At 55.3% G+C, this 21697-nt stretch carries 20 protein-coding genes (1 of these 20 running past the window's edge); 10 read left to right on the forward strand and 10 right to left on the reverse strand.

Annotated elements, in window-relative coordinates:
* Positions 1–876 (forward strand): Hsp33 family molecular chaperone HslO, encoded by an 876-nt coding sequence (hslO, locus tag SOJ49_RS00620; RefSeq protein ID WP_369856309.1) that lies wholly within the window; start codon positions 1–3, stop codon positions 874–876.
* A gap of 263 nt (positions 877–1139) precedes the next feature.
* Positions 1140–2678: a phosphoenolpyruvate carboxykinase gene (locus tag SOJ49_RS00625; RefSeq protein WP_369856310.1), complete on the forward strand. Its 1539-nt coding sequence runs from the start codon at positions 1140–1142 to the stop codon at positions 2676–2678.
* Positions 2679–2887: 209 nt separating this feature from the next.
* Here SOJ49_RS00625 and SOJ49_RS00630 read toward each other — a convergent pair whose 3' ends face one another.
* From SOJ49_RS00630 to SOJ49_RS00645, 4 genes are all read right to left on the reverse strand, one after another.
* Positions 2888–3706 (reverse strand): class II glutamine amidotransferase, encoded by an 819-nt coding sequence (locus tag SOJ49_RS00630; protein ID WP_369856311.1) that lies wholly within the window; start codon positions 3704–3706, stop codon positions 2888–2890.
* A 220-nt stretch (positions 3707–3926) separates the two neighbouring features.
* The gene (locus SOJ49_RS00635) at positions 3927–4856 is read right to left on the reverse strand and encodes a branched-chain amino acid transaminase (protein WP_369856312.1); all 930 of its coding nucleotides are present in this window, start codon (positions 4854–4856) and stop codon (positions 3927–3929) included.
* 24 nt (positions 4857–4880) lie between these two features.
* Positions 4881–7820: a bifunctional [glutamate--ammonia ligase]-adenylyl-L-tyrosine phosphorylase/[glutamate--ammonia-ligase] adenylyltransferase gene (gene glnE / locus SOJ49_RS00640; protein ID WP_369856313.1), complete on the reverse strand. Its 2940-nt coding sequence runs from the start codon at positions 7818–7820 to the stop codon at positions 4881–4883.
* 29 nt (positions 7821–7849) lie between these two features.
* Positions 7850–8332 (reverse strand): hypothetical protein, encoded by a 483-nt coding sequence (locus SOJ49_RS00645; RefSeq protein WP_369856314.1) that lies wholly within the window; start codon positions 8330–8332, stop codon positions 7850–7852.
* A gap of 76 nt (positions 8333–8408) precedes the next feature.
* Here SOJ49_RS00645 and mrcB point away from each other — a divergent pair, with 76 nt between their 5' ends.
* Both mrcB and SOJ49_RS00655 read left to right on the forward strand, forming a co-directional pair.
* The gene (mrcB, locus tag SOJ49_RS00650; protein ID WP_369856315.1) at positions 8409–10589 is read left to right on the forward strand and encodes a penicillin-binding protein 1B; all 2181 of its coding nucleotides are present in this window, start codon (positions 8409–8411) and stop codon (positions 10587–10589) included.
* Positions 10568–11074: a tetratricopeptide repeat protein gene (locus SOJ49_RS00655; protein ID WP_369856316.1), complete on the forward strand. Its 507-nt coding sequence runs from the start codon at positions 10568–10570 to the stop codon at positions 11072–11074. Before mrcB ends, SOJ49_RS00655 begins: the two co-directional genes overlap by 22 nt.
* Before the next feature lie 4 nt (positions 11075–11078).
* On the opposite strand, the gene SOJ49_RS00660 is transcribed toward SOJ49_RS00655, so the two are convergent.
* The 4 genes from SOJ49_RS00660 to SOJ49_RS00675 form a co-directional block, all read right to left on the reverse strand.
* A complete protein-coding gene (locus tag SOJ49_RS00660) occupies positions 11079–11732 on the reverse strand; it encodes a hypothetical protein (RefSeq protein WP_369856317.1) in 654 nt (217 codons plus the stop codon).
* On the reverse strand, positions 11729–13024 hold the full coding sequence (gene hemL / locus SOJ49_RS00665) for a glutamate-1-semialdehyde 2,1-aminomutase (RefSeq protein WP_369856318.1): 1296 nt from the start codon (positions 13022–13024) through the stop codon (positions 11729–11731). Before hemL ends, SOJ49_RS00660 begins: the two co-directional genes overlap by 4 nt.
* 75 nt (positions 13025–13099) lie before the next feature.
* Positions 13100–13522 (reverse strand): protoporphyrinogen oxidase HemJ, encoded by a 423-nt coding sequence (gene hemJ, locus SOJ49_RS00670; RefSeq protein ID WP_369856319.1) that lies wholly within the window; start codon positions 13520–13522, stop codon positions 13100–13102.
* A 41-nt stretch (positions 13523–13563) separates the two neighbouring features.
* Positions 13564–15327 carry a chloride channel protein gene (locus SOJ49_RS00675; RefSeq protein WP_369856320.1) on the reverse strand — a complete coding sequence of 588 codons (1764 nt, stop codon included), beginning with the start codon at positions 15325–15327 and terminating at the stop codon, positions 13564–13566.
* Positions 15328–15457: 130 nt separating this feature from the next.
* Between SOJ49_RS00675 and argC the strand changes: the two genes are divergently transcribed.
* The 5 genes from argC (at position 15458) to SOJ49_RS00700 (ending at position 18601) form a co-directional block, all read left to right on the forward strand.
* Positions 15458–16495 carry an N-acetyl-gamma-glutamyl-phosphate reductase gene (gene argC, locus SOJ49_RS00680; RefSeq protein WP_369856321.1) on the forward strand — a complete coding sequence of 346 codons (1038 nt, stop codon included), beginning with the start codon at positions 15458–15460 and terminating at the stop codon, positions 16493–16495.
* 31 nt (positions 16496–16526) lie between these two features.
* Positions 16527–17264, forward strand: a complete 738-nt coding sequence (locus SOJ49_RS00685; RefSeq protein WP_369856322.1) for a DUF6776 family protein — start codon at positions 16527–16529, stop codon at positions 17262–17264.
* A gap of 11 nt (positions 17265–17275) precedes the next feature.
* The gene (locus SOJ49_RS00690) at positions 17276–17695 is read left to right on the forward strand and encodes a polymer-forming cytoskeletal protein (protein WP_369856323.1); all 420 of its coding nucleotides are present in this window, start codon (positions 17276–17278) and stop codon (positions 17693–17695) included.
* Between the two features lie 70 nt (positions 17696–17765).
* Positions 17766–18113, forward strand: coding sequence for an iron-sulfur cluster insertion protein ErpA (erpA, locus tag SOJ49_RS00695; RefSeq protein ID WP_369856324.1), 348 nt, complete (start codon positions 17766–17768; stop codon positions 18111–18113).
* 107 nt (positions 18114–18220) lie between these two features.
* Positions 18221–18601 (forward strand): hypothetical protein, encoded by a 381-nt coding sequence (locus SOJ49_RS00700; protein ID WP_369856325.1) that lies wholly within the window; start codon positions 18221–18223, stop codon positions 18599–18601.
* Positions 18602–18621: 20 nt separating this feature from the next.
* On the opposite strand, the gene SOJ49_RS00705 is transcribed toward SOJ49_RS00700, so the two are convergent.
* Positions 18622–19722: an anhydro-N-acetylmuramic acid kinase gene (locus SOJ49_RS00705; protein WP_369856326.1), complete on the reverse strand. Its 1101-nt coding sequence runs from the start codon at positions 19720–19722 to the stop codon at positions 18622–18624.
* Positions 19722–20987 carry an OapA family protein gene (locus SOJ49_RS00710; protein WP_369856327.1) on the reverse strand — a complete coding sequence of 422 codons (1266 nt, stop codon included), beginning with the start codon at positions 20985–20987 and terminating at the stop codon, positions 19722–19724. Before SOJ49_RS00710 ends, SOJ49_RS00705 begins: the two co-directional genes overlap by 1 nt.
* 144 nt (positions 20988–21131) lie before the next feature.
* Here SOJ49_RS00710 and tyrS point away from each other — a divergent pair, with 144 nt between their 5' ends.
* A protein-coding gene (tyrS, locus tag SOJ49_RS00715; protein ID WP_369856328.1) for a tyrosine--tRNA ligase crosses the window boundary here: on the forward strand, positions 21132–21697 show its beginning. 733 nt of this gene lie beyond the right edge of the window; 566 of the gene's 1299 nt are visible here — the first part of the coding sequence; the start codon lies at positions 21132–21134; the stop codon falls past the right edge of the window.

Here is a 21697-nt window from a genome sequence, read left to right on the forward strand (position 1 = left end):
ATGTCATACCGCAGCGCTGACCAACTGCAGCGATTTTCCTTTGATGCCGCTCCGATCCGCGGAGAAGTTGCCCACGTCAACACCACCTACCAGGATATTCTGAGCCGCCAGTCGTATCCGCTACCCATTCGGATCGCCCTGGGGCAGTTACTGGCTGCGACCGCATTGATGAGTGCCAGTCTAAAATTCAAGGGACGACTGACCTTGCAAATGCGCCTGAGCGGTAACATCTCGTTGCTGCAAGCCGAAACCAATGAGCAAGGCCAGCTACGGGCGATTGCCCGCTACGATACCGAACAGTCGTCAGATGCATTGGGCTTTGACCACGAAGGACAATTGGTGATTACCCTTGAACCTGACCAAGGACAGCGTTACCAAGGCATCACCTCGATAACAGAAGGCAATATCGCCACCGCCCTGGAAGATTATTTTAACCAGTCTGAACAACTACCCAGCCGCTTCTGGCTCACCAGCGATGGCAATCAGGCCGCCGGATTCATGCTGCAAAAACTACCGGCCAGCCAACACAACAGTGATAACCAGCAAGAGATCGATCAGGACGCCTGGGATCGGGTGGCGCATCTTGCCGCCACGATCAAGGATGAGGAGTTGCTGACGCTGGAAAATGACCAGTTACTGCAACGCCTGTATCACGAAGAAGACGTCCGCGTATATCCTGCCACTGTGCTGTCATTTGCCTGTACTTGCTCGCGTGCCCGGCTGGCCAATGCCCTGCATCAGGTCGGTTACCAGGCATTGACCGAGATGCTGGAAGAATCTGGCAGTATTTCCATCAACTGCGAGTTTTGCCAACAACACTACGAATTCGGCCAACATGACCTGACGGAGCTGTTCCCTGAGAACAATTTGCATTAGGTTACTTCCGCCCCGGTCGCTGTTACAATTGTTACAATAATCAGAAAGCGCACCATCAGTATAAAAAATCAGCGAATATAGCGCCGGGTTATCCGGGTTATTGATCTGACCAATAGCAGGAGACTTAGCGCACACAGCATTTTCTGGCATACTTGCGCGTCTCATTGATCGAGTATCGTCTGCAGCACACAGACGGGTGTACGAATTTTTGGTAACGGCTCATATGGCCGTCCACAACTGCGAGGACCCTCCAGGGTATCGATATGACCACTGTATTCACGGATTTATCTACGCCATTTCTGGTAGAACAAGCCATTGCCCGCGGTGAGGGCCAACTGCAAGATAACGGCGCCCTGGTAGTGGAAACCGGTGTCCGTACTGGCCGCTCTCCAATGGACAAGTACATTGTAGAAGAGCCTAGCAGCAAAGACGCCATTGACTGGGGCAATATCAACCGTCCTTTTGATGCCGACAAATTCGATGCCTTGTGGGACCGCGTGGAAGAGTACCTGGCCCAACACGACAGCTTTGTTTCCCACGTCCACGTTGGCTCCGACCCGCAACATTATTTGCCGGTCAAGATGTCCACACAGACTGCCTGGCAGAACCTGTTTGGCCGCAACCTGTTTATTCTGCCTGAAAGCTACAACCCTTCTTCCAAGGAAGAATGGCAGATACTTAACGTTGCTGGCTTTGAATGCGTGCCTGAACGCGACGGTACCAACTCCGATGGTTGTGTCATTGTCAACTTCGCTCAACGAAAAGTACTCATCGCTGGCATGCGTTACGCCGGTGAAATGAAGAAAGGCATGTTTGGTGTGCAGAACTTCCTGCTGCCAGAAAAAGATGTACTGCCCATGCACTGCTCCGCCAACGTCGGTGACGACGGCGACGTCTGCTTGTTCTTCGGTCTGTCCGGTACTGGTAAAACGACTTTGTCTGCCGACCCTGAACGTTTCCTGATTGGTGACGACGAACACGGTTGGGGCAAGGGCACAGTGTTCAACATCGAAGGTGGCTGTTACGCCAAGACCATCGATCTGTCACAGAAAAACGAACCAATTATCTGGGACGCCATTCGCTTTGGTGCCATCGTTGAAAACGTTGTTATCGACAAGCAAACCCGCATTGCCGATTACACCGACACCAGCCTGACCGAAAACGGCCGCTGTGCGTACCCGCTGACCCATGTTGAAAAACGCGTTGAAGAGAACATGGCGGGCGAACCCAAAGCCGTTATCTTCCTGACCTGTGATATGACTGGCGTCCTGCCTCCGGTGTCGATCCTGACCAAGGAACAGGCTGCCTACCACTTCCTCAGTGGCTATACCGCACTGGTTGGTTCGACTGAAATGGGCGGTGTCAAAGGTCTCAAGTCGACCTTCTCTACCTGCTTTGGCGCACCTTTCTTCCCACGTCCAGCAGGCGAATACGCTGAACTGCTGATCAAGCGTGTAACGGAATTCGACTCCCAGGTTTACCTGGTTAACACTGGCTGGACTGGCGGTCCGAACGGTGCCGGTGGCGAACGCTTCAGCATTCCAACCACCCGTGCCGTCATCGCGGCGATCCAGACTGGTACTCTGCGCGACGTTGAAACTGAAGAATTGCCGGTATTTGGTCTGCGCGTTCCAACCGAACTGCCAGGTGTAGAAACCAAATTGCTGAATCCAACCAAAGCCTGGGCGGATGCAGACAAGTTTGATGCAGCAGCACGCCAATTGGCGGCTCAGTTTGTTGAAAACTTCAAGAAGTACGATGTATCGGATGCCATTCTGGCGGCAGGTCCGAAGCTGGATTAATACTGAGCTGCTATCGTATCAAAACCGCAGTCGCCGATCAGTTAAGCCTATGATCGGCTCCCCGTATTCTTACAGGATATTTCTGGGGGCGGTATTTGATCTTCTAAAAGATTTGCTGCAAGCCGACCTGAAAATAAAGCAGGTTATAAGGCAGCAGCGTCTGTCTTAACAATCTCCCCAATAGCACATTCATATCCTGGAAGATCATTTCAGGACATGCTTTCTGGCGTTCTGTCGTGAGAGTTTCCCGGCACTTCCACCTTGCCAGCGACAATCACTTCTCCCAGCTGCCACAGTTTCCATTCGCCTTGCTCGTACACATCCCAGTCTTCATCGGCAGTCAACGGCTCAGTGGCAATCACGCTCACCACGTCATTGGGGGTAGTTTCTGCCGCAAAGTCGACGGTGACATCCGCATCGGCTAGTTGCGCCGGGCCAAAGGGGGCACGGCGAGTAATACTGGCCATTTTGGTGGTGCAGAAAGTAAACAGCCAGTCGCCGTTGCTCAGCAAGCAGTTGAACACCCCCTGTTGGGCGTATTCTTCGGCCAGACTAACGAGTGTGCGAGCGAGTTGCTCAGGCATGGCATCACGGGGCAGGTTCTGGCGCAGCTGGTTCATCAGGTCGCAGAAGATTTCTTCGCTGTCGGTATCCCCAACCGCTTCGTACATTCCCACCCGACGTACGAAATGGGGAATCTGGCCGTTGTGGGCGAACACCCAGTAGCGGCCCCACAGTTCGCGGGTAAAGGGATGGGTGTTAGACAGATTGATGTGACCGACATTGGCCTGGCGAATATGGCAAATAGCGGTTTTGCTTTTGATCGGCAGCTGCGAGACAAACTCGGCAATTGGTGAGGTGGCCGATGGTTCCGGGTCGTGGAAGGTTCTTACGCCCTTGCCTTCATAAAATGCCACCCCCCAGCCATCTTTGTGGGGGCCGGTTTCTCCGCCACGACGGGTCAGGCCTGTAAAACTGAAACACAGATCAGTGGGGGTATTGGCGCTCATGCCAAGCAGTTCGCACATAACGGTCGCCTGTTTTGGATCAGGGGAAGATGGGTAACAAGGATAACCTGTCTGGTGTCTGTTAAGCGCGATCAACCGTTCATCAATTGGAAGCTGCCCTCAGATCTTTTCTGGTCAGAACCGTCTACGTCTACCGCGTAAAAAAACCCCGCAGGATGAGACTCCGACGGGGTTTTTTATTGGCTTGTTTGCCCGCATTGGTCGGCGGGCCTGGGCCGGGTTATTTTACTGGTGTTTGCCACTCTGGTTTGTAGTCGCGTTTGCCGGTGACCTGTTCAAAGTACATGCTTTGCAGCTGTTCGGTAACCGGGCCTCGGTGGCCTGCTCCTATCACGCGGCCATCCAGGCTCTGGATGGGCAGTACTTCGGCGGCGGTGCCGGTAAAGAAGGCTTCGTCGGCGATGTATACTTCGTCGCGGGTGATGCGTTTCTCGCGCACTTCATAACCCAGGTTGCGGGAGAATTCCATAATGGTGCGGCGGGTAATGCCGTCCAGGCAGGACGTCAGTTCCGGGGTGTAGATGATGCCATCTTTCACCAGAAAGAAGTTCTCGCCGGAACCTTCGGCAACGTAGCCTTCGTTGTCCAGCAGCAGGGCTTCTTCACAACCGCTGTCGAGTGCTTCACGCAGCGCCAGCATGGAGTTCATGTAGTTGCCGTTGGCTTTCGCCTTGCACATGGTGATGTTGACGTGGTGGCGGGTATAACTGGAGGTGCGGATTTTAATACCTTGGGTTTTGGCGTCTTCGCCCATGTAGGCGGGCCATTCCCAGGCGGCAACCATCAGGTGTACTTTCAGGTTGTCGGCACGCAAGCCCATGCCTTCAGAGCCGAGAAACGCCATCGGGCGAATATAGGCGCTGTCGAGGTTGTTTTCGCGTACGGCGGCTCGTTGGGCTTCGTTTACTTCTGCTTTGCTGTAGGGCAGCTTCATACCCAGAATGTGGGCGGAGTTAAACAGTCGGTCTGTGTGCTCCTGCAGGCGGAAAATCGCAGCACCTTCGTCTGTATTATAAGCCCGCACACCTTCGAAAACGCCCATGCCGTAGTGCAGGGTATGAGTCAGTACGTGGACTTTGGCGTCACGCCAGTTTACCAACTCGCCGTCTAGCCAGATCAGACCGTCGCGGTCAGACATGGAAGGTTGCATAAAGACCTCACTCAAAAAATGTAATTAGTTTTCTATCCAGAGTTTCCACAGTCGGGTCACACCCTCGCGGCGCACGTCGAAGCCAAGCTGATGGCTCTGCGTTTGGTCCAGAATCAGGTTTGTATTCTGTAGCGCGCGCCGGTGGGTTTCGGCTCGGTAGGTCAGGTAGGTTTCCTGCAGGGTCTGACGATCTTGTGAATCGAGCAGGCCGACTGTTTCAAACGAATCCAACAAGCGCATGTTGTCGGTTACCGCTAACAGATCTGGGTATTGGTGTGACCAGGCCAGAACTCCGTATTGAACCAGAAACTCGATGTCAACAATACCCCCGGCATCCTGTTTAAGGTGGAATTTCTGTGCGGATTTTTCTTCTGTGCCCAGGTTTTCACGCATTTTCTGACGCATGGAACGGACTTCTTCCTTGAGCACGGGCAATTCACGTGGTTGAGCCAGAGTCTGGCACCGGATGATGTTGTAGGCGGATGCCAGTTCCGGATTGCCACACAGTACGCGGGCGCGTACCAGTGCCTGCTGCTCCCAGGTCCAGGCGTGGCGGGTCTGATACTCTTCGAAGGCTTTGAAGGAGGCGACGATCATGCCGGAATTACCGGAGGGTCGCAGGCGCATGTCCACTTCGTAGAGATCACCGGAGCGGGTCTGAGCGGTGAGTATGTGGATCATGCGTTGGCCCATACGGGTGTAAAAAACGCTGTTGTCGATGCTGCGCTGTGCGGCAGTCTGGTCGGTTTGTTGGTTGGCCAGTGTGCTACCCATATTCCAGCTGTTGTGCAGAAATACCAGGTCGAGGTCGGAGCGGTAACTCATTTCCAGGCCGCCGACCTTGCCGTAGCCGATCACGACAAATTCCGGTTCGGTCACTGCATCGCCCTGACGGTTGGCAGGGTAACCATATTTGCTCACCATTTGTTGCCAGGCCAGTTGCATCACATTTTGCAACGCCACTTCGGCGACCCAGGTGAGGTAGTCGGAGATGCGCATCAGTGGCAGGGCGTCCATTATTTCGCAGGCGGCAGCACGGAGTTTGTGGGCGTGAACAAACTGGCGCAGGGCTTCCATTTGCTGTTCGAGGTCGTCGGCGTCGATGCGGAGCAGACGTAATTGCAGTTCTTCCTCTAGTTCGCGGCGTTCGGGGCGACGGTAGAGGGTGGCGGGATCAAGCAGTTCGTCCAGCAACAGTGGTGTGTGGGTAATGTAATGGGCGACCCATTCCGAGGCCCCGCACAGTTGTATCAGCTGGGTGCGGGCCTGGGGGTTTTCTTGCAGTAATACCAGGTAGGCGGTACGCCGCAGCACGGCCTCCAGCAACGGGATCAGTCGTTGCAAGGTGTTCAGTGGCGTGCTGCTGTGGCTGATATCGTGCAGCAATAGCGGCATCAGGGTGTCCAGCCGTTCGTGGCCGATGGCCTGCATGCTGCTCACCGCGCGGGAATGACGGAAGTTGGCCAGGCATTGGCTGAAGTCTGTCGCCAACATGTCTGCGCAGTGGCTGGCCAGGTAGTTATGGGCTTCGGCCGCCAAGTCGCCGTGCCAGACGTCGATCCAGATAAGGTCTGCCGTGTCGGTGTGCTGTTCGGCGCTGTCGCTGCGGACGATTTCGGCAAAGTGGTATCTGACATGTTCACGATGCTGGTCAAGCTGGTGCTCAAGGCTGGCCCAGTTGTCGTAATTCATGGCCAGCGCAATCCGTGCTCTGGCTTCCGGTTCTGTCGGGAGCTGTTGGGTTTGTTCGTCGTTGAGTGCTTGCAGGGTGTGTTCGAGATCGCGCAGAAACAGGTAGGCATTACGCAGTTCGCTGGCGGCGTCGGCTGGCAGGTAGCCGTCATTCACGAGCAGGCCAAGCAGCGGTACCAATTGGCGTTGCTGCAGCTGTTTTTCCTGACCGCCGCGAATCAGTTGAAACGCCTGTACGGTAAATTCCACTTCGCGAATGCCGCCCGGCCCCAGTTTGACGTTGTTGTCGAGGTGGCGGCGACGTACTTCGGCGTTGATCATGGCTTTCATGTTGCGCAGGGATTCAAAGGCGCTGTAGTCGATGTACACCCGATAGGTAAATGGCCGCAGAATATTGAGCAATTGCTGTGCTGCCGGGGTGTTTTCACCGGTCAGGATGCGGGCCTTGACCATGGCGTAGCGTTCCCAATCGCGGCCTTGGTTCTGGTAATACTCTTCCATCGAATCGAAGTTCATCACCAGTGGGCCGCTTTGGCCATAGGGACGCAAGCGCATATCAGTGCGGAAGACAAAGCCGTCGATGGTGTGTTTATCCAGCGCGCCGATCAGTTTCTGGCCCAGTTTGACGAAGTATTCCTGGTTGCTGATGGATTTTTTGCCGTTGGTGTTACCGGATTCCGGGTAGCTGAAGATCAGGTCAATATCCGAGCTGAGGTTGAGTTCGTAAGCCCCAAGCTTACCCATGCCCAGTACCAGCAACGACTGTGGTTGCCCGGATTCTTTGCCCATCGGGGTACCGTAGCGTTGCTGCAGCTGCTGGTCAAAATAGTGAATGCTTTGGCAGATCACTTCATCGGCCAGGTCGGACACGGTGCGGGTAGTGGTCAGTGTATCGGCCTGCCGCAGCAGGTCGCGCCAGATGGTTTGCACCATGACCCGGCGGCGTAATACGCGCAGCCGATGTAACCACTGTTCTTCGCTGGTCGGATCTGTAGTGGTGTGTTCGTTGAGGGCATTCAGCCAATGACGGATATCAGCCCGGCCAAGGGGTTGGCTGATGTTGTCGGTTTGCAGCTGGCGGGTGAAGTAGTCACCGTCTTTGGGTAATGCATCGACGACGTACTGGCTGATCAGTAATACCGTACGCAGCTGGTACTGCTGTTTTGCTGTCAGTGATTGCCACAGGCCGGGCCAGTCGAAGCTGAATCGGGCACCGGTATCCGTCAGTTGATGGTTAATCTGTTGCCAGCGGTGTTCGAGCAGTGCCGTCATGGTTGTGTTGTCCGTTGTTTGTTCAGGTGTCACGTTGTGAGTGTAAGCGCTGTCGACTGGGTATGCATGATTCCGGTCTGCATCGTCGCCCGGATGTGATCCTGAGCATAGACAACCGATATATCGGCCAATGACGGGCACTGACTGCTAGACTTCCGGTCGTATTTTTCAGACTGCGCCATGGCGTGGTCGTTTTTTGTTTTTATAGCGCGGATTATTGTCATCATTATGGCTGGTAAAACTCCCAACAATACACCTTCACGCACACCCAAACCTGACGGGGTCAAACCCAAGCGGTCGAAACCGGCTGCTGCCAACCCCCGCTCCAGACCGACGTCAAAGTCGTCATCAAAGCCGTCATCAAAGCCGTCATCAAAGCCGTCATCAAAGCCGTCATCAAAGCCCTCTGCCAAACCAAAATCGGGTAGCAGCGCTAAACCCAAGTCTGCTGCCAGCTCGGGATCCACCTCGGGTTCGGCGTCGAGCGGTAAAACGGCGGCCGGCGGTGCCAAGCTATCACGTTGGTTAATCGCCTGGCGTATTAGCTGGCAGCTTGGTCTTGCTGGCTTGTTGGTGTTGGGGGTCTGGATGGTGTTTCTTGATGCTCAAGTACAACGGCAGTTCGACGGCAAAAAGTGGACGCTGCCTGCACGGGTGTATGCGCGCCCGCTGTTGCTGTATCCCGGCCGTTTGTTGCCCGCTGAGCAACTGCGGGCGGAGCTGGAATGGACCGATTATCAGCCGGGCTCGGTGGCGGGGCCGGGGCATTACCAGCATAACGGCGCAATCTGGCGTATTCATCGTCGCCAGGTGAATTTCTGGGATGGCCCACAGCCGCATGCATTGATCGACTTGACCTTGAGCAACCAGCGTATCAAACGGCTGTCCGTCAATGGTGAAGAGGTGCCACTGGTGCGGCTGGAGCCACAATACGTTGGCGGTATCTTCCCGGCCCATAACGAAGACCGCGAACTGGTGACGCTGGATCAGGTGCCCAGCGAACTGCTGGCTGCGCTGGTGGTGACGGAAGACAACGGTTTTTTTGAGCATCATGGCATTTCGTTGCGGGGGATTGCCCGTGCCATGGTGGCTAATATTCAGGCGGGCGGTGTGGTGCAGGGCGGATCGACCCTTACCCAGCAGTTGGTAAAAAACTTCTTTCTGACCCAGGAGCGCACCTTAACGCGCAAGGTGCAGGAAGCATTGATGGCCATTTTGCTGGAGTTGCACTACAGCAAGGCTGAGATTTTGCAGGCGTATCTGAATGAAGTGTATCTGGGCCAGGCTGGTCGCCGGGCCATTCATGGGGTGGGGTTGGCGTCACGATTTTATTTCGGCAAGCCGGTGCAGGAGTTGGATCTGGCTGAAATCGCCACGCTGGTGGGGTTGGTTAAGGGGGCGTCGTTTTATAATCCGAAACGGCATCCGCAACGGGCGCTGGAGCGTCGCAACCTGATTCTGACATTGATGGCGGAGCAAGGGCTGATTTCGCAACCTCGCTATTTGCAGGCCAGTCAGCAGCCGATGCAGACGGCCGACAGCCAGCGGGTTAGCCAGCGCGAGTATCCGGCGTTTCTTGAACTGGTACGCAAGCAACTGCGAGAAGATTACCGCAGTGAGGATCTGGAAACCGAAGGGCTGAATATTTTCACCACTCTGGATCCCTGGATTCAGCATGCGCTGGAAGTGTCTGCGACCACTCAATTGGACAGGCTGGAAACCCGCTACCCGGCACTAACCGGCAAGCTGGAAACCGCAGCCTTGGTCACCAGTGTTGATGGGGCCGAAATCCGTGCCATGATTGGTGGTCGGCAGGCGGGTTATTTTGGCTTTAATCGGGCATTGGATGCGCATCGTTCGATCGGTTCGCTGGCGAAGCCGGTGGTTTATCTGGCCGCTCTGCGCAGTGGTCGCTACCACTGGGGGACGCCGGTGGATGACAGTCCGGTGCAGGTTGCCGGTCAGGATGGCCAGCTCTGGCAGCCACAAAACTATGACGGTAAAAACCATGGTCAGGTGGCCATGGTGGATGCCCTGAGCCATTCCTATAACCAGGCGACGGCACGTCTTGGTATGCGGGTGGGGCTGGAGCAGGTTGCGCGTACGTTTCATGATCTTGGATTGCACAGTCAGGTGCCACCGTATCCCTCGGTGCTGTTGGGTTCGCTGGAATTATCGCCTTTCGAAGTGGCCGGGGTGTATCAGACACTGGCTGCCCGTGGCTTTGTGATGCCTCTGCGGGCGGTTGAGGCGGTGACGACCGGCAGTGGCAGAACCTTGTCGTCGTACGCCATTCAAGGGCGTCAGGGAGTGTCGGCAGAACAGGTTGACTGGCTGCGCTACGGACTTGAACAGGTGGTGAACGAGGGCACGGCCAAACAGCTGCTGACGCAATTTAGTGGCCCCTTGGCGGGTAAAACCGGTACCAGTGATCAACAGCGTGACGCCTGGTTTGCCGGTTTTGATAATCGCCATCTCGGCGTGGTGTGGGTGGGTCGTGATGACAATCAGCCAATGCCACTGGCGGGCAGTTCAGCAGCCCTGCCGATCTGGCAGCAAACCTTCGCGCAGGCGGGCGTGGAACCATTGCCAGCGACCGGTTTGCAACCCGTTGTGGTGGATCCGCAAGGGCAGATTCTGGAGGACGGTTGTGAAGGCCGTTCGCTGATGATGCCTGCCAGCGCGATAAAGCAAACTCCAATACCTTGTCAGTCGGCGGGTAAAGCAAACTCAAGAGGCAAAAAGGGATGGCTGGATTGGTTGTTTTGAACACCCGGATCGGGTTACTGACAGCGACACTATTGCTGGGCGTGGCCGGTGGCTTGGTCGGATGTAGCAGCACAGCGGTGATCGCTCCTGAATCGTCAACAACAGCCGGGGAGTTGCCGTATTGGCAAGCGGGTGAGTTGGCGACGCTGGATCAGGGCCAGCACCATCCGGCCGTCAATGCCTTGTTGCAGCAGGCGGAACAGGCTCGTCAAGCCGGGGAGTGGCCGAAAACCATGAGCTATCTGGATCAGGCGCGCCAGATCCAGCCTCGTAATGCGGCGATTTTTTATCGTCAGGGCTGGGTGAGTGTGCAAATGAATCAGCCTGCGGCGGCGGAACAATTACTGCGGCGGGGGTTGCTGTTCAGCCATGATGAGGGCTTGAGTCGTCGAATCCAGTGGTTGCTGGTGGATGTTTTGCAACAGCAAGGCAAACAGGCAGAAGCCACTCAACTGCGCTCCCGCCTGGAGGCGGAGCGCAGTTGAGTCATCAGTCCGTGACTGTATTCTGCGAGTGGTGGTTGGCCATCTGATAGGAAAGCGGTTGGGCGTAATACAGAGCAATCAATGCCAGGGTCAGCCCTGCCATCTGGGCCGCAGGGGTGATTGTTGACTGGGTTGCCTGACCAATACAGAGCAGCAGCCAGGCCGCCAGGGGGAAATAGACATTTTGCCAGCGGCGCTTGTTATTGGTGATGGTGCTAGTGCTGGTTTGATGTAACAGCCAGGGTAAAAGCAGTGTCACCAGGCCAGCGGCAAGGGTCAGTATCAGCACCCAATCGAGGGTATTGCTACGGCGGGCCAGTTCGAACACCACACACCAGCCAAGGAATATTCGCCCCCAGATTTGCCGATTCCAGTTGTGGCCCAAGCGCTCCGCCAGATGGCTGCAGACCAGCATGGGTAACGCGGCATACAGACTCAGCTGTTGCATCAGCAAGTCGGTTTGTTGCAGTGCATCGCCAGCCAGCCATGGTGTCAGCCCATAGGACAGCAGTGAGGCGATACCATAGCCGACCAATATCAACCCGGCAGCAAAGCGTCCTGCGGCAGAGCCAGGCCACTGACGGGCAGTGGCCGGACGATTCTGCCAGCTTGATAGCAGTGCGGCAGCCAGAAGACAAAGCGCGACCAGCATCATCACAGTGTTGCCATGACCTTATCGGCAGCGGCAATGGTGAACTCAATGTCAGCCTCGGTATGGGCCAGTGACATGAATCCGGCTTCAAACGCCGAGGGTGCCAGGTACACGCCTTCTTCCAGCATGCCGTGGAAGAATTTTCCGAAACGGCCGCTATCGCATTGATCCGCGACCTGACGGAAGTTCTCTACCTTGTCCAGTTCGGTAAAGAACAGGCCAAACATGGAACCTGCCTTGTTAAAAGTGAACGGAATACCGTGTTGGTCGGCGGCTGCCTGAAAACCTTCCAGTAGCTGGTCTACACGAGCGTTCAGTTGCTCATACACGCCGTCGCGCTGGATTTCTTTCAGCATCGCCAGCCCGGCGGCCATTGCCAGCGGGTTACCCGAGAGGGTGCCGGCCTGATACACCGGCCCAAGTGGTGACAGGCACTCCATGATGGCGCGTTTGCCGCCAAAGGCACCCACAGGTAAGCCGCCGCCAATCACTTTGCCCAGACAGGTCATGTCCGGGACGATGCCGTAGTAGGCTTGGGCTCCACCAAGTGCGACGCGGAAACCGCTCATCACTTCGTCAAAAATCAGTACGATGCCGTGGACATCACACAATTCACGCAGCCCTTGCAGGAAGGATTTGCTCGGTGGAATGCAGTTCATGTTGCCAGCCACCGGCTCGATGATCACACAGGCAATCTGGTCGCCCATCCGGGAGAAACACTCGCGCACGCTGTCGAGGTTGTTGTAATCCAGCGTGATGGTGTGTTCTGCCACTGACGCCGGGACACCTGGGGACGTCGGTACGCCCAGCGTCATCATGCCGGAACCGGCCTTGACCAGCAGCGAGTCGGAATGGCCGTGGTAGCAGCCTTCGAATTTCACCAGCTTGTCGCGGCCGGTGTAGCCACGGGCCAGGCGAATGGCGCTCATGGTGGCTTCGGTGCCGGAGTTGACCATGCGTACCATAGCCATCGACGGAATCAGTTTGCACACTTCGCTGGCCATATCGCTTTCAATCGCGGTAGGAGCGCCAAAACTCAGGCCCATTACCATGCGTGCAGAGATCGCATCAAGAATCTGCGGCGCACTGTGCCCCAGAATCATTGGCCCCCAGGAACCGACATAATCGACGTAGCGGTTATCATCGACGTCATAGACATAGGCACCCGCCGCGTGATCGAAAAAAATCGGCGTACCTCCGACCCCTTTGAATGCTCGTACCGGGGAGTTTACGCCACCGGGAATATGCAGCTGGGCGGATTCAAACAGGGCCTGGGATTTGGTTGTGCTATAGCTCATGGAGTTCTCTCTTGAATCTGTTTCGGTGCTTGCTGTTTTCGTATTTGGCACCGGAATCGAAAAATTGGCAGTGTGTTAAAACGGCCTCACCACCACCAGTATCACCACCGCAATCAAAATAATTACCGGCAGTTCGTTAAACCAGCGGTACCACACATGACTGCGGTGGTTTTGATCGTTGTTGAACATCTGGTTCAGTTTGCCGCAATACAGGTGATAGCCGACCAGCAGCGCGACCAGCGTCAGCTTGACGTGCATCCAGCCACTGTTCAGGTAGTAATCGGGGTTGAAGCTGATCAGCCAGGTGCCCAGTACGATGACCACCACCATGGAAGGCCACATGATGCCGCGATACAGTTTGCGCTCCATAATCTTGAAACGCTCACGGGAAGCCGTGTCCGCAGCAGCGGCATGGTAAACGTACAGCCGTGGCAAATAGAAAATACCTGCGAACCAGGTGATCACGGCAATAATATGGAAGGCCTTGACCCAAAGCATAGGTAACATCCTGAATGGCGCAGCAGCACAACGGCTGTCCGCTAACGAATAATTTGTGGCCGGTAGCGGTAGTGGCGTTCGATCATTTCCCGCGATACCAACCCTACACAAGGGCCTTGGCCCTTGCGTGAATCCGGATCGCGACGATACACCGCCAGCCACTGTAAGTCATGGGTCTGCATCAGATCGAGGGCATCTTGCAGGTTGGCTTTTAGTGCAATACGGCCGACGCTGAAACGCTCTGCCGGAATCTTCAGCAGGTCGATAGCGGCTGACGACGGAGCGCTGTCAGCAGTGTTGTCGGTGATGCCATGAATACATTCTGCCAGTTCGGCGGTCGGTAATATGAGTTGTTCATCTTCAACGTAGAGCCAATCGGTGTGCTGGTCGATCAGCTGTTCGGCGGAGGTCGGGTGGAGCTGACGAGGGGTTACTGCCATCGATCGGGTCAGGGCTTCGGCCACCCAGGTGCTGCGTAACATCATTTGCACCGGATGGGGCGGCTGATATAAACCGTTATTGCCCAGTTGGGCTTGAAAGATGGACGGCTGGCGAAAAATTTCACTGGCGACCAGTGTCGCGATCACAATGGCCAACATGCTGGGCATAATAATATGCGGGTTGGCGGTTAACTCCAGCAAGGCAACCAGCGCCGCCAGCGGTGCCCGCAGCACGGCTCCCATCATGGCACCCATGCCCAGCATGACGTAAAAACCGATTTCAACCGGGTAGTCGGGCACCCACAACAGCGACAGCTTACCCAGAATTCCTCCTACCAAGGCCCCCATAAACAGGGTTGGGCCAATCAGTCCGGCAGGAAAGCCGACCGCCGCCGCCCAGGCTGCCAGCACCAGTTTACCGACCAGTAATCCAGCAAAGAGACCGATAGCGACATTACCAGCCAGGGCAGCGTTTACGGTATCGTAACCAATCCCCAGAATACCGGGCAGCCACCAGGCGATGGCGGCAGTGGTGAGGGTCAACCCTCCCCATTTGGCCCAGAGTGGGTAGGGGTTGAGGGTCTGAAGGCGAGTGGTCAAATAAATAAACCCGGTCGCCAAGAGGCCGCAAATCAGCCCAAGGGCGATGACATAGGGCAGTTCGACCAGTGAATGCATTGCCAATGGCGGGACATCGAACGCGGTATCAGCGCCAAATACCATCTGACTGATCACCGCCCCAGCGACGGAGGCCAGAATAATCGGAATAAAACCGCGCAGGTTGTATTCCAGTAATACCACTTCCATGGCAAAAATCACCCCGGCCATGGGGGTGTTGAAGGACGCCGCGATGGCACTGGCAACACCAGCTCCAGCGAGAATCCTGAGTCGGTGATGGGCAACGCCGGCGGCCTGACCCAATTGGCTAGCCGTACCTGCTCCGAGGTGAATCGCCGGACCTTCACGGCCAACGCTGTGGCCACTGAGCAGCGCAATAGCGGCGGCAAACCACTGCAGCAGCAGATTGGTTTTGGGCATATAGCCCTGGTGGCGTTCCATTCGCATCAATACGTGGGTTACGCCAACACTGCGTTGTTCGGGAGTCATGGGTTGAAACAGCAAAATCAGTAACAGGCCCCCCCCCAACAGCAGGGCAACGCGGGTGACGGCACTGAGTGCTTCATAGTCATCTTCGCTCGCCATTGGCAAAAAGACTTCCAGTGGCCAGGCAATCGCGAGGCGAAACAGGGTGATCACCAGTGCGGCTGCAATACCTGCCAACAGTGCCAATACCGCGAGTCCGAGCTGGTTGTCGGATAACGCCAGATGCTGTAGCCATTGCTGGCTGCGGGCTTTTAATAGCAAACCAATCCCCTGGTGTTTGCAAGGAATGTGCAACGTGACTGGAAGGTGCACAAAGAAGCGGTATTATAAGCGGCTTCGGGATGAACTGCCCCCGCTCATGGCAGGAAATGGTTTAAACAGAGGTAATCGCGTGATCAAAGTAGGTATTGTTGGTGGCACCGGCTATACAGGTGTGGAATTGCTACGCATCCTGGTCAACCATCCAGGCGTCGAACTGCGCGTGATTACCTCTCGAAGTGAAGCAGGTACACCGGTTGCAGACATGTACCCGAATTTGCGTGGCCACACCGAACTGAAATTTACCGTGCCCGATACCGCCACACTGGGCGCGTGTGACGTGGTATTTTTTGCCACACCACACGGCGTTGCCCACTCACTGGCGGCGGAGATTCTGGCTACCGGAACCCGTGTTATCGATCTGTCTGCCGATTTCCGTATACAGGACGCCGACGAATGGGAAGCCTGGTACGGCCAGCCTCATGGTGCCCGCGAGCTGTTGCCGGAAGCCGTCTATGGCTTGCCAGAAGTGAAACGCGATGACATTCGTACCGCGCGGCTGATTGCCGTACCGGGTTGTTATCCAACTTCTGTGCAGTTGGGCTATTTACCGCTGCTGGAAAACAACCTGCTGCCAGAGCAAACCCTGATTGCCGATTGCAAATCCGGTGTTTCCGGTGCGGGCCGTGGCGCCAAGGTCGGCTCGTTGTTGTGTGAAACCAGTGAATCAGTGATGGCGTATGGGGTTGCGGGTCACCGTCATTTGCCGGAAATCCGTCAGGGCTTGGCCTGGTTTGCGGGCAAGCCGGTAAGTTTGACCTTTGTGCCGCACTTGATGCCAATGGTACGGGGCATTCATTCTACCCTGTATGCCTTTGCACCGGACCTCGATGCCAGTGTGGATCTGCAGACGCTTTATGAAGAGCGTTACGCTAACGAGCCGTTTGTGGATGTGATGCCCGCAGGCAGTCATCCCGCCACGCGTAGTGTGAAAGGCAGTAATATGTGCCGTATCGCGGTGCACCATCATGCCGATACCGGCCAGATCGTGGTGCTGTCGGTGATCGACAACCTGGTGAAAGGCGCTTCCGGTCAGGCGGTACAAAATATGAACCTGATGTTTGGCCTGGATGAAACAGCGGGTCTGAATCATGTTGCGTTGATGCCATGATCTATTCAATTGCTGTTAGCAAGGAGCCATCATGGCTTTGAATAAAGGGACTGCGGTGTTGGGCAGCCTGCAAGATGAGCTGGTTATTTCCCGGCGTCGTCCGGGGCGGGAACTGCGTTCCCGCTTCTGGATGCTGTTGCTGTTGTTATTGGCTGTCGGCAGCGGCTTTGCCGGAGGCTGGTTTGGCAGTCTCCGTATGCTGGAGTCATTACAGGCGCAGCGGGATCAGCTGTTGAGTGATCTCTCGCGTAATGAGCAGACCATTACGGATCTGACCCAGCACGTTGGCATTCTCGAAAAAGGCGGGGAAGTGGATCGTTACGCTGCCGATTCAGTGCGTGGTTCGATTCGTAGCCTGGAGCAACAGGTGGATGACCTGGAACAGGACGTCGCGTTTTACAAAAGCATTATGGATCCGGATGCGGTCGAGAAAGGGCTGCGAATTCATGATCTGCAGCTGGTTGGCCTCAACGATGGTCGTTATCAGTACCGACTGATGTTGACCCAGGTGGCCGATAACGGCGATACGATTGCCGGAACCATCACGGCCAACGTCGTCGGCCTGAATGACAAAGGCGTCAGTGCGACCGTGCCTTTGGTACAGCTGGATGCCACATTTACAGGTAAATTCCGTTTCCGCTATTTTCAGGAATTGTCTGGTGAATTGGCGTTACCGGATGGCTTTACTCCTCAAAAAGTGAACGTTGTCGCTCAGTCGACTGGCAAAAAAGCCCGCCGTACCGAACAAACCTATGATTGGACCTTATAAGGAACCCCTGCATGTTTAGCGCAAAAGACAAAAGCTCCAACGTCCAGTACGACACGCTGATTTCTTCCAAAACCGAAATTAGCGGGGATATTCATTTTTCCGGCGGCTTGCATGTTGACGGTGTCATCAAGGGTAATCTGATGGCCGACGCGGGTAGCAGCGCGGTGGTTCGAGTGAGTAACAAAGGCCGTGTTGAGGGGCAGATACACGCTCCGAATGTCATTATTAATGGCCCGGTGGTCGGTGACATACATGCGGGTGAATACATCGAGCTGGCGAAAGACGCTCAAGTAACGGGTGATGTCTATTACCAGATGATGGAAATGGTATTGGGCGCTTCGGTGAATGGCCAGCTTAAGCATCAGGCGACGGAGGCTCCGGTCAAAAAAGGCAAAGCAGCACAGACTGTCTCGCTGGATAAAGTTGACTAAAATGGTCGGGTAATCGCATAATGAAAGCATCACCAGGCTGAGCCAGAGTCCTACCAATAAGAGTCCTACCATGAATGCTGTCGTATCTGCTGATCCCATCGAATTGACCGCTACTGCCGAAGGCAAGGTCAGAGAGCTGCTGATTGACGAAGCCGACGACCAGCTGTGCCTGCGAGTCTTTGTTACTGGTGGGGGCTGTTCCGGATTTCAGTATGGCTTTACGTTTGATGATGAGCGGGCCGAGGATGATTGCCTGATCGAGCGGGATGGCGTTCGTGTACTGGTTGACTCTCTCAGTTACAGTTACCTGGCGGGTTCGGTTATCGACTATCAAGAAGGTCTGGAAGGCTCCCGGTTTGTTGTTAACAACCCGGCTGCAACGGCAACCTGTGGTTGCGGTTCGTCGTTTTCTGTCTGATGCTGACATTCTATCGGACGTTTTTTGTCCAACTGCTGTCGGCTGCTGGTTTACTGGCGGCACCATGGGTCTGGGCTGGCCCTGGAGCTGAAGTCCAGGAACCAGTGATGCAGTCCAATTCTCTTCTTTCCCCCCGGTATCAGGCCAATATTGAGCTTCACTCTGCTGCGGAACTTGAACGTCTGTTACAGGAGGCTGAACGGCTGGTGCTGGAAAACAAGGTCTATCCTCGACGCGAGCCAGTTGCCTTTGTATTAAAAGGGCCAGAGGTTGCGTTGTTTACTCGTGCCAATTATGAAGCTAACCGCAGTATGGTCGATCTTGCCGCACGACTGGCCGCTTTTGAAGTGGTTGATCTCAAGGTGTGTGAATCCTGGCTCAGCAGCCATCGTCTGACTCGTGCTGACTTCCCTGCCTTTATTGACTATGTCACCGATGGCCATCACGAAGTCCAGCGTCTGCAGTCGTCGGGTTACGCCTTTTTCTGAATGACTGTCCATCGTGCGCTTCAAGCCGGGTAAATGGCCCCCAGAATTCTTGGGCCACTGGCTCCGGTTACCAACGGCAGATTGCCTGGCAGCAAATCCAGGGTCTGTTTGGCCAGCCAGGCAAAAGCTGCGGCTTCTATCCAATCCGGGTGAATACCGGCGTCTGCTGTACTGATAACGTGATGGTCTGGCAAATGGGTTGTAATTCGTTCCATCAGACAGCGGTTGTGAATCCCCCCCCCACATACCAGCAGTTCTCCTTGCATATGGCCAAAACGCTGCACGGCGATCGCAATGCTCCGGGCTGTCCACTCGGTCAGGGTAGCGAGTGCATCGGCAGCGGTCAGCGTGTGTAATTGGTGTTCAAGGTGCTGTAGCAGGAACAGTTCCCGACCGGTGCTTTTGGGCGGCGATAGGGCAAAGAAGGGGTGGGACAGCCATTCGGCAACTAATGTCTGGTTGATCTGGCCGATTGCGGCGATATCACCATTCTGATCGCAGGGCTGGTTCAGGTAACGCTGGCAGTATTCATCCATCAAGGCGTTGCCTGGCCCGGTGTCAAATCCGAGGGTGTTGTTTCCGGCGAGAACGGTCAGATTGGCAATACCACCAATATTCAGCACCATACGTCGATGCCCCGGCTGTTCAAATACCAGCTGGTGGAATGCCGGCACCAGTGGTGCGCCCTGTCCTCCTGCGGCGACGTCGCGGCGTCTGAAATCCGCAACACAGCAAATACCACTGTGTTCTGCGATCCATGACGGGTCTCCCACTTGCCAGGTGATGCCATCGGGCTGGCTCTGATGTCTCAGGGTGTGGCCATGGCTGCCAATCGCGGTTATGTCAGCGGCGAGAATATGACAGTTTTCCAGTAGTTGTTGCACGGCCGTCACGCTGGCTGCGGCGATAAAGCGGTCGAGACGCATCATCTCGTTTACCGGCAGCTGTTCAGCAACCGCACAGTGTCTGAGCCAGTATTGTTTATCGCGGGCGTAGGGCAGGGACACAAACCCGCAGGTGGTAAAGCCGCTGACGTCGCTGCGAGTCAGTACCGCGTCCATGCTGTCGGCGCTGGTGCCAGACATTAGTCCGATAAACAAGCGCGCCGTGGTCGCTGGCATCACTGCACCATCCCGACGCGATAGCCATCAAGCCAGGTCAGCATGGCACGAGATCGTTGTAGAAATGCGGGTTTCTCCACCGCAGAGATGGACTGGGCTTTGGGTAATTTGACGCGCAAGGAGTCCCGATGGACGCCATCAACCCGGAATTCGTAGTGGAGATGAGGGCCGGTAGCCAGCCCGGTACTGCCGACATAGCCAATGATTTGCCCTTGTTTGACTGAACGGCCCTTGCGAACACTGCGATGGAAACTGTTCATATGCGCGTAGAGTGTCTGGTAGCGAGTGCCATGCTGAATAATCACCACATTGCCGTAACCGCCCTTGCGCCCGGCAAAAATGATTTTGCCGTCCCCGGCCGCCTTGATCGGAGTGCCTGTGGCGGCGGCATAGTCGGTACCTTTGTGGGCCCGAATAGTGTTCAGCACCGGGTGTTTGCGGCCAAGGTTAAAGCGTGAACTGATGCGGGCAAAATCGATGGGGTTACGCAGGAACTCCTTTCTCATGCTCAACCCTTCTGGGGTGTAATAGCTGGCGTTGCCGTCTTTATCTTCGTAGCGTATGGCGGTTATATCCCTGCCTTGATTGCTGAAACGGGCAACCAGAATATTGCCATTACCTATTTTTAGACCGTCCAGAAAGACATCCTCATAGATCAGGCTGAAAGAGTCGCCCTTGCGGATATCCAGCGCAAAGTCGATATCCCAGCCAAAAATACCTGCCAGTTCGATCAGAATTTGCTCCGGCACCCCGGCCCGTTCACCATCCAAAAAGAGCGAATTTTCGATGGTGGTGCTGGCGAAGTGAGGGATGTATTCGGCATCGCGTTCGACCAGCTGGTAGTTGACGGCACCATCTTCAGCTCTATCTATACGATGGTGAGCCAGTGCCGACAGCGGGATTTCCAGGGACTTGACGCGACCGTCCCAGTTCCTTTCCCAGCGTATTTCTTGTCCGGGATAAAGCCGAATGGCCTCTTTCGGTACCTTGCTGGCGATATCAACCACATCGGATGCACTCAGGTTGTTACGACTGAACAAGGTCGACAGGCTGTCTCCAGACTTCACCTTGTCCTGTTCCCACTTGTCTTCCCTGTCTGCGTCGGCGGGCAGTGCTGGGGAATCTGGCAGGGCGATTTTAAGACTGGTTATCTGGCGGTTGTTACCTGAAGGCCAGAGCAGGATAGAAAGAATAAGAACAAGTGCGATAACTACTCCAGCCAGGTGGGTGGCGGGAAAATATTGAAGTCTGCTTGGCTCAGCCATAACGAGTAAATGATTCCTGAAACGATAGTACGAGCGAATATCTGCATATTAGCGGCTGTGGGCATTTTAACCAGTGCGCTTGATTTTGCACATCGATCAGGTATTTTCATTTACCCTATTTATCAGACACCTCTTGAGTACGTCATGACAGCTGCATTGATCGAAGATTTGAAAGCCCGTGGGTTGCTAAACCAGGCAACCGCCGACGAAGAACTGATTCAACATCTCGAATCTGGCATGCGTACACTTTATTGTGGATTCGATCCGACCGCAGATAGTCTGCATATCGGCAGTTTGGTTCCCTTGTTGATGCTGAAACGTTTCCAACTGGCCGGGCATCGCCCCTTTGCACTGGTTGGTGGCGCGACGGGGCTTATTGGTGACCCCAGCTTCAAGGCGCAGGAACGTAAGCTGAACGGCCCCGAAGTGGTCGCCGGATGGGTTGAAAAACTGAAATCCCAGGTGAGTCAATTTATTGATTTTGATTGTGGCGAGAACAGTGCCGAGGTGGTGAACAACCTCGACTGGGTCGGGGACATGACAGTGCTCGATTTTCTCCGCGATGTTGGCAAGCATTTTTCAGTGAACAACATGATTCAGAAGGAATCAGTCAAACAGCGGCTTGATCGAGAAGGGGCTGGCATTTCCTTCACCGAATTCACCTATATGTTGTTGCAGTCCTACGATTTTGCCGAACTGGCTGAGCGCGC

The organism is Candidatus Thalassolituus haligoni (assembly GCF_041222825.1).
Taxonomy (GTDB): Bacteria; Pseudomonadota; Gammaproteobacteria; order Pseudomonadales; family Oceanobacteraceae; genus Oceanobacter; species Oceanobacter antarcticus.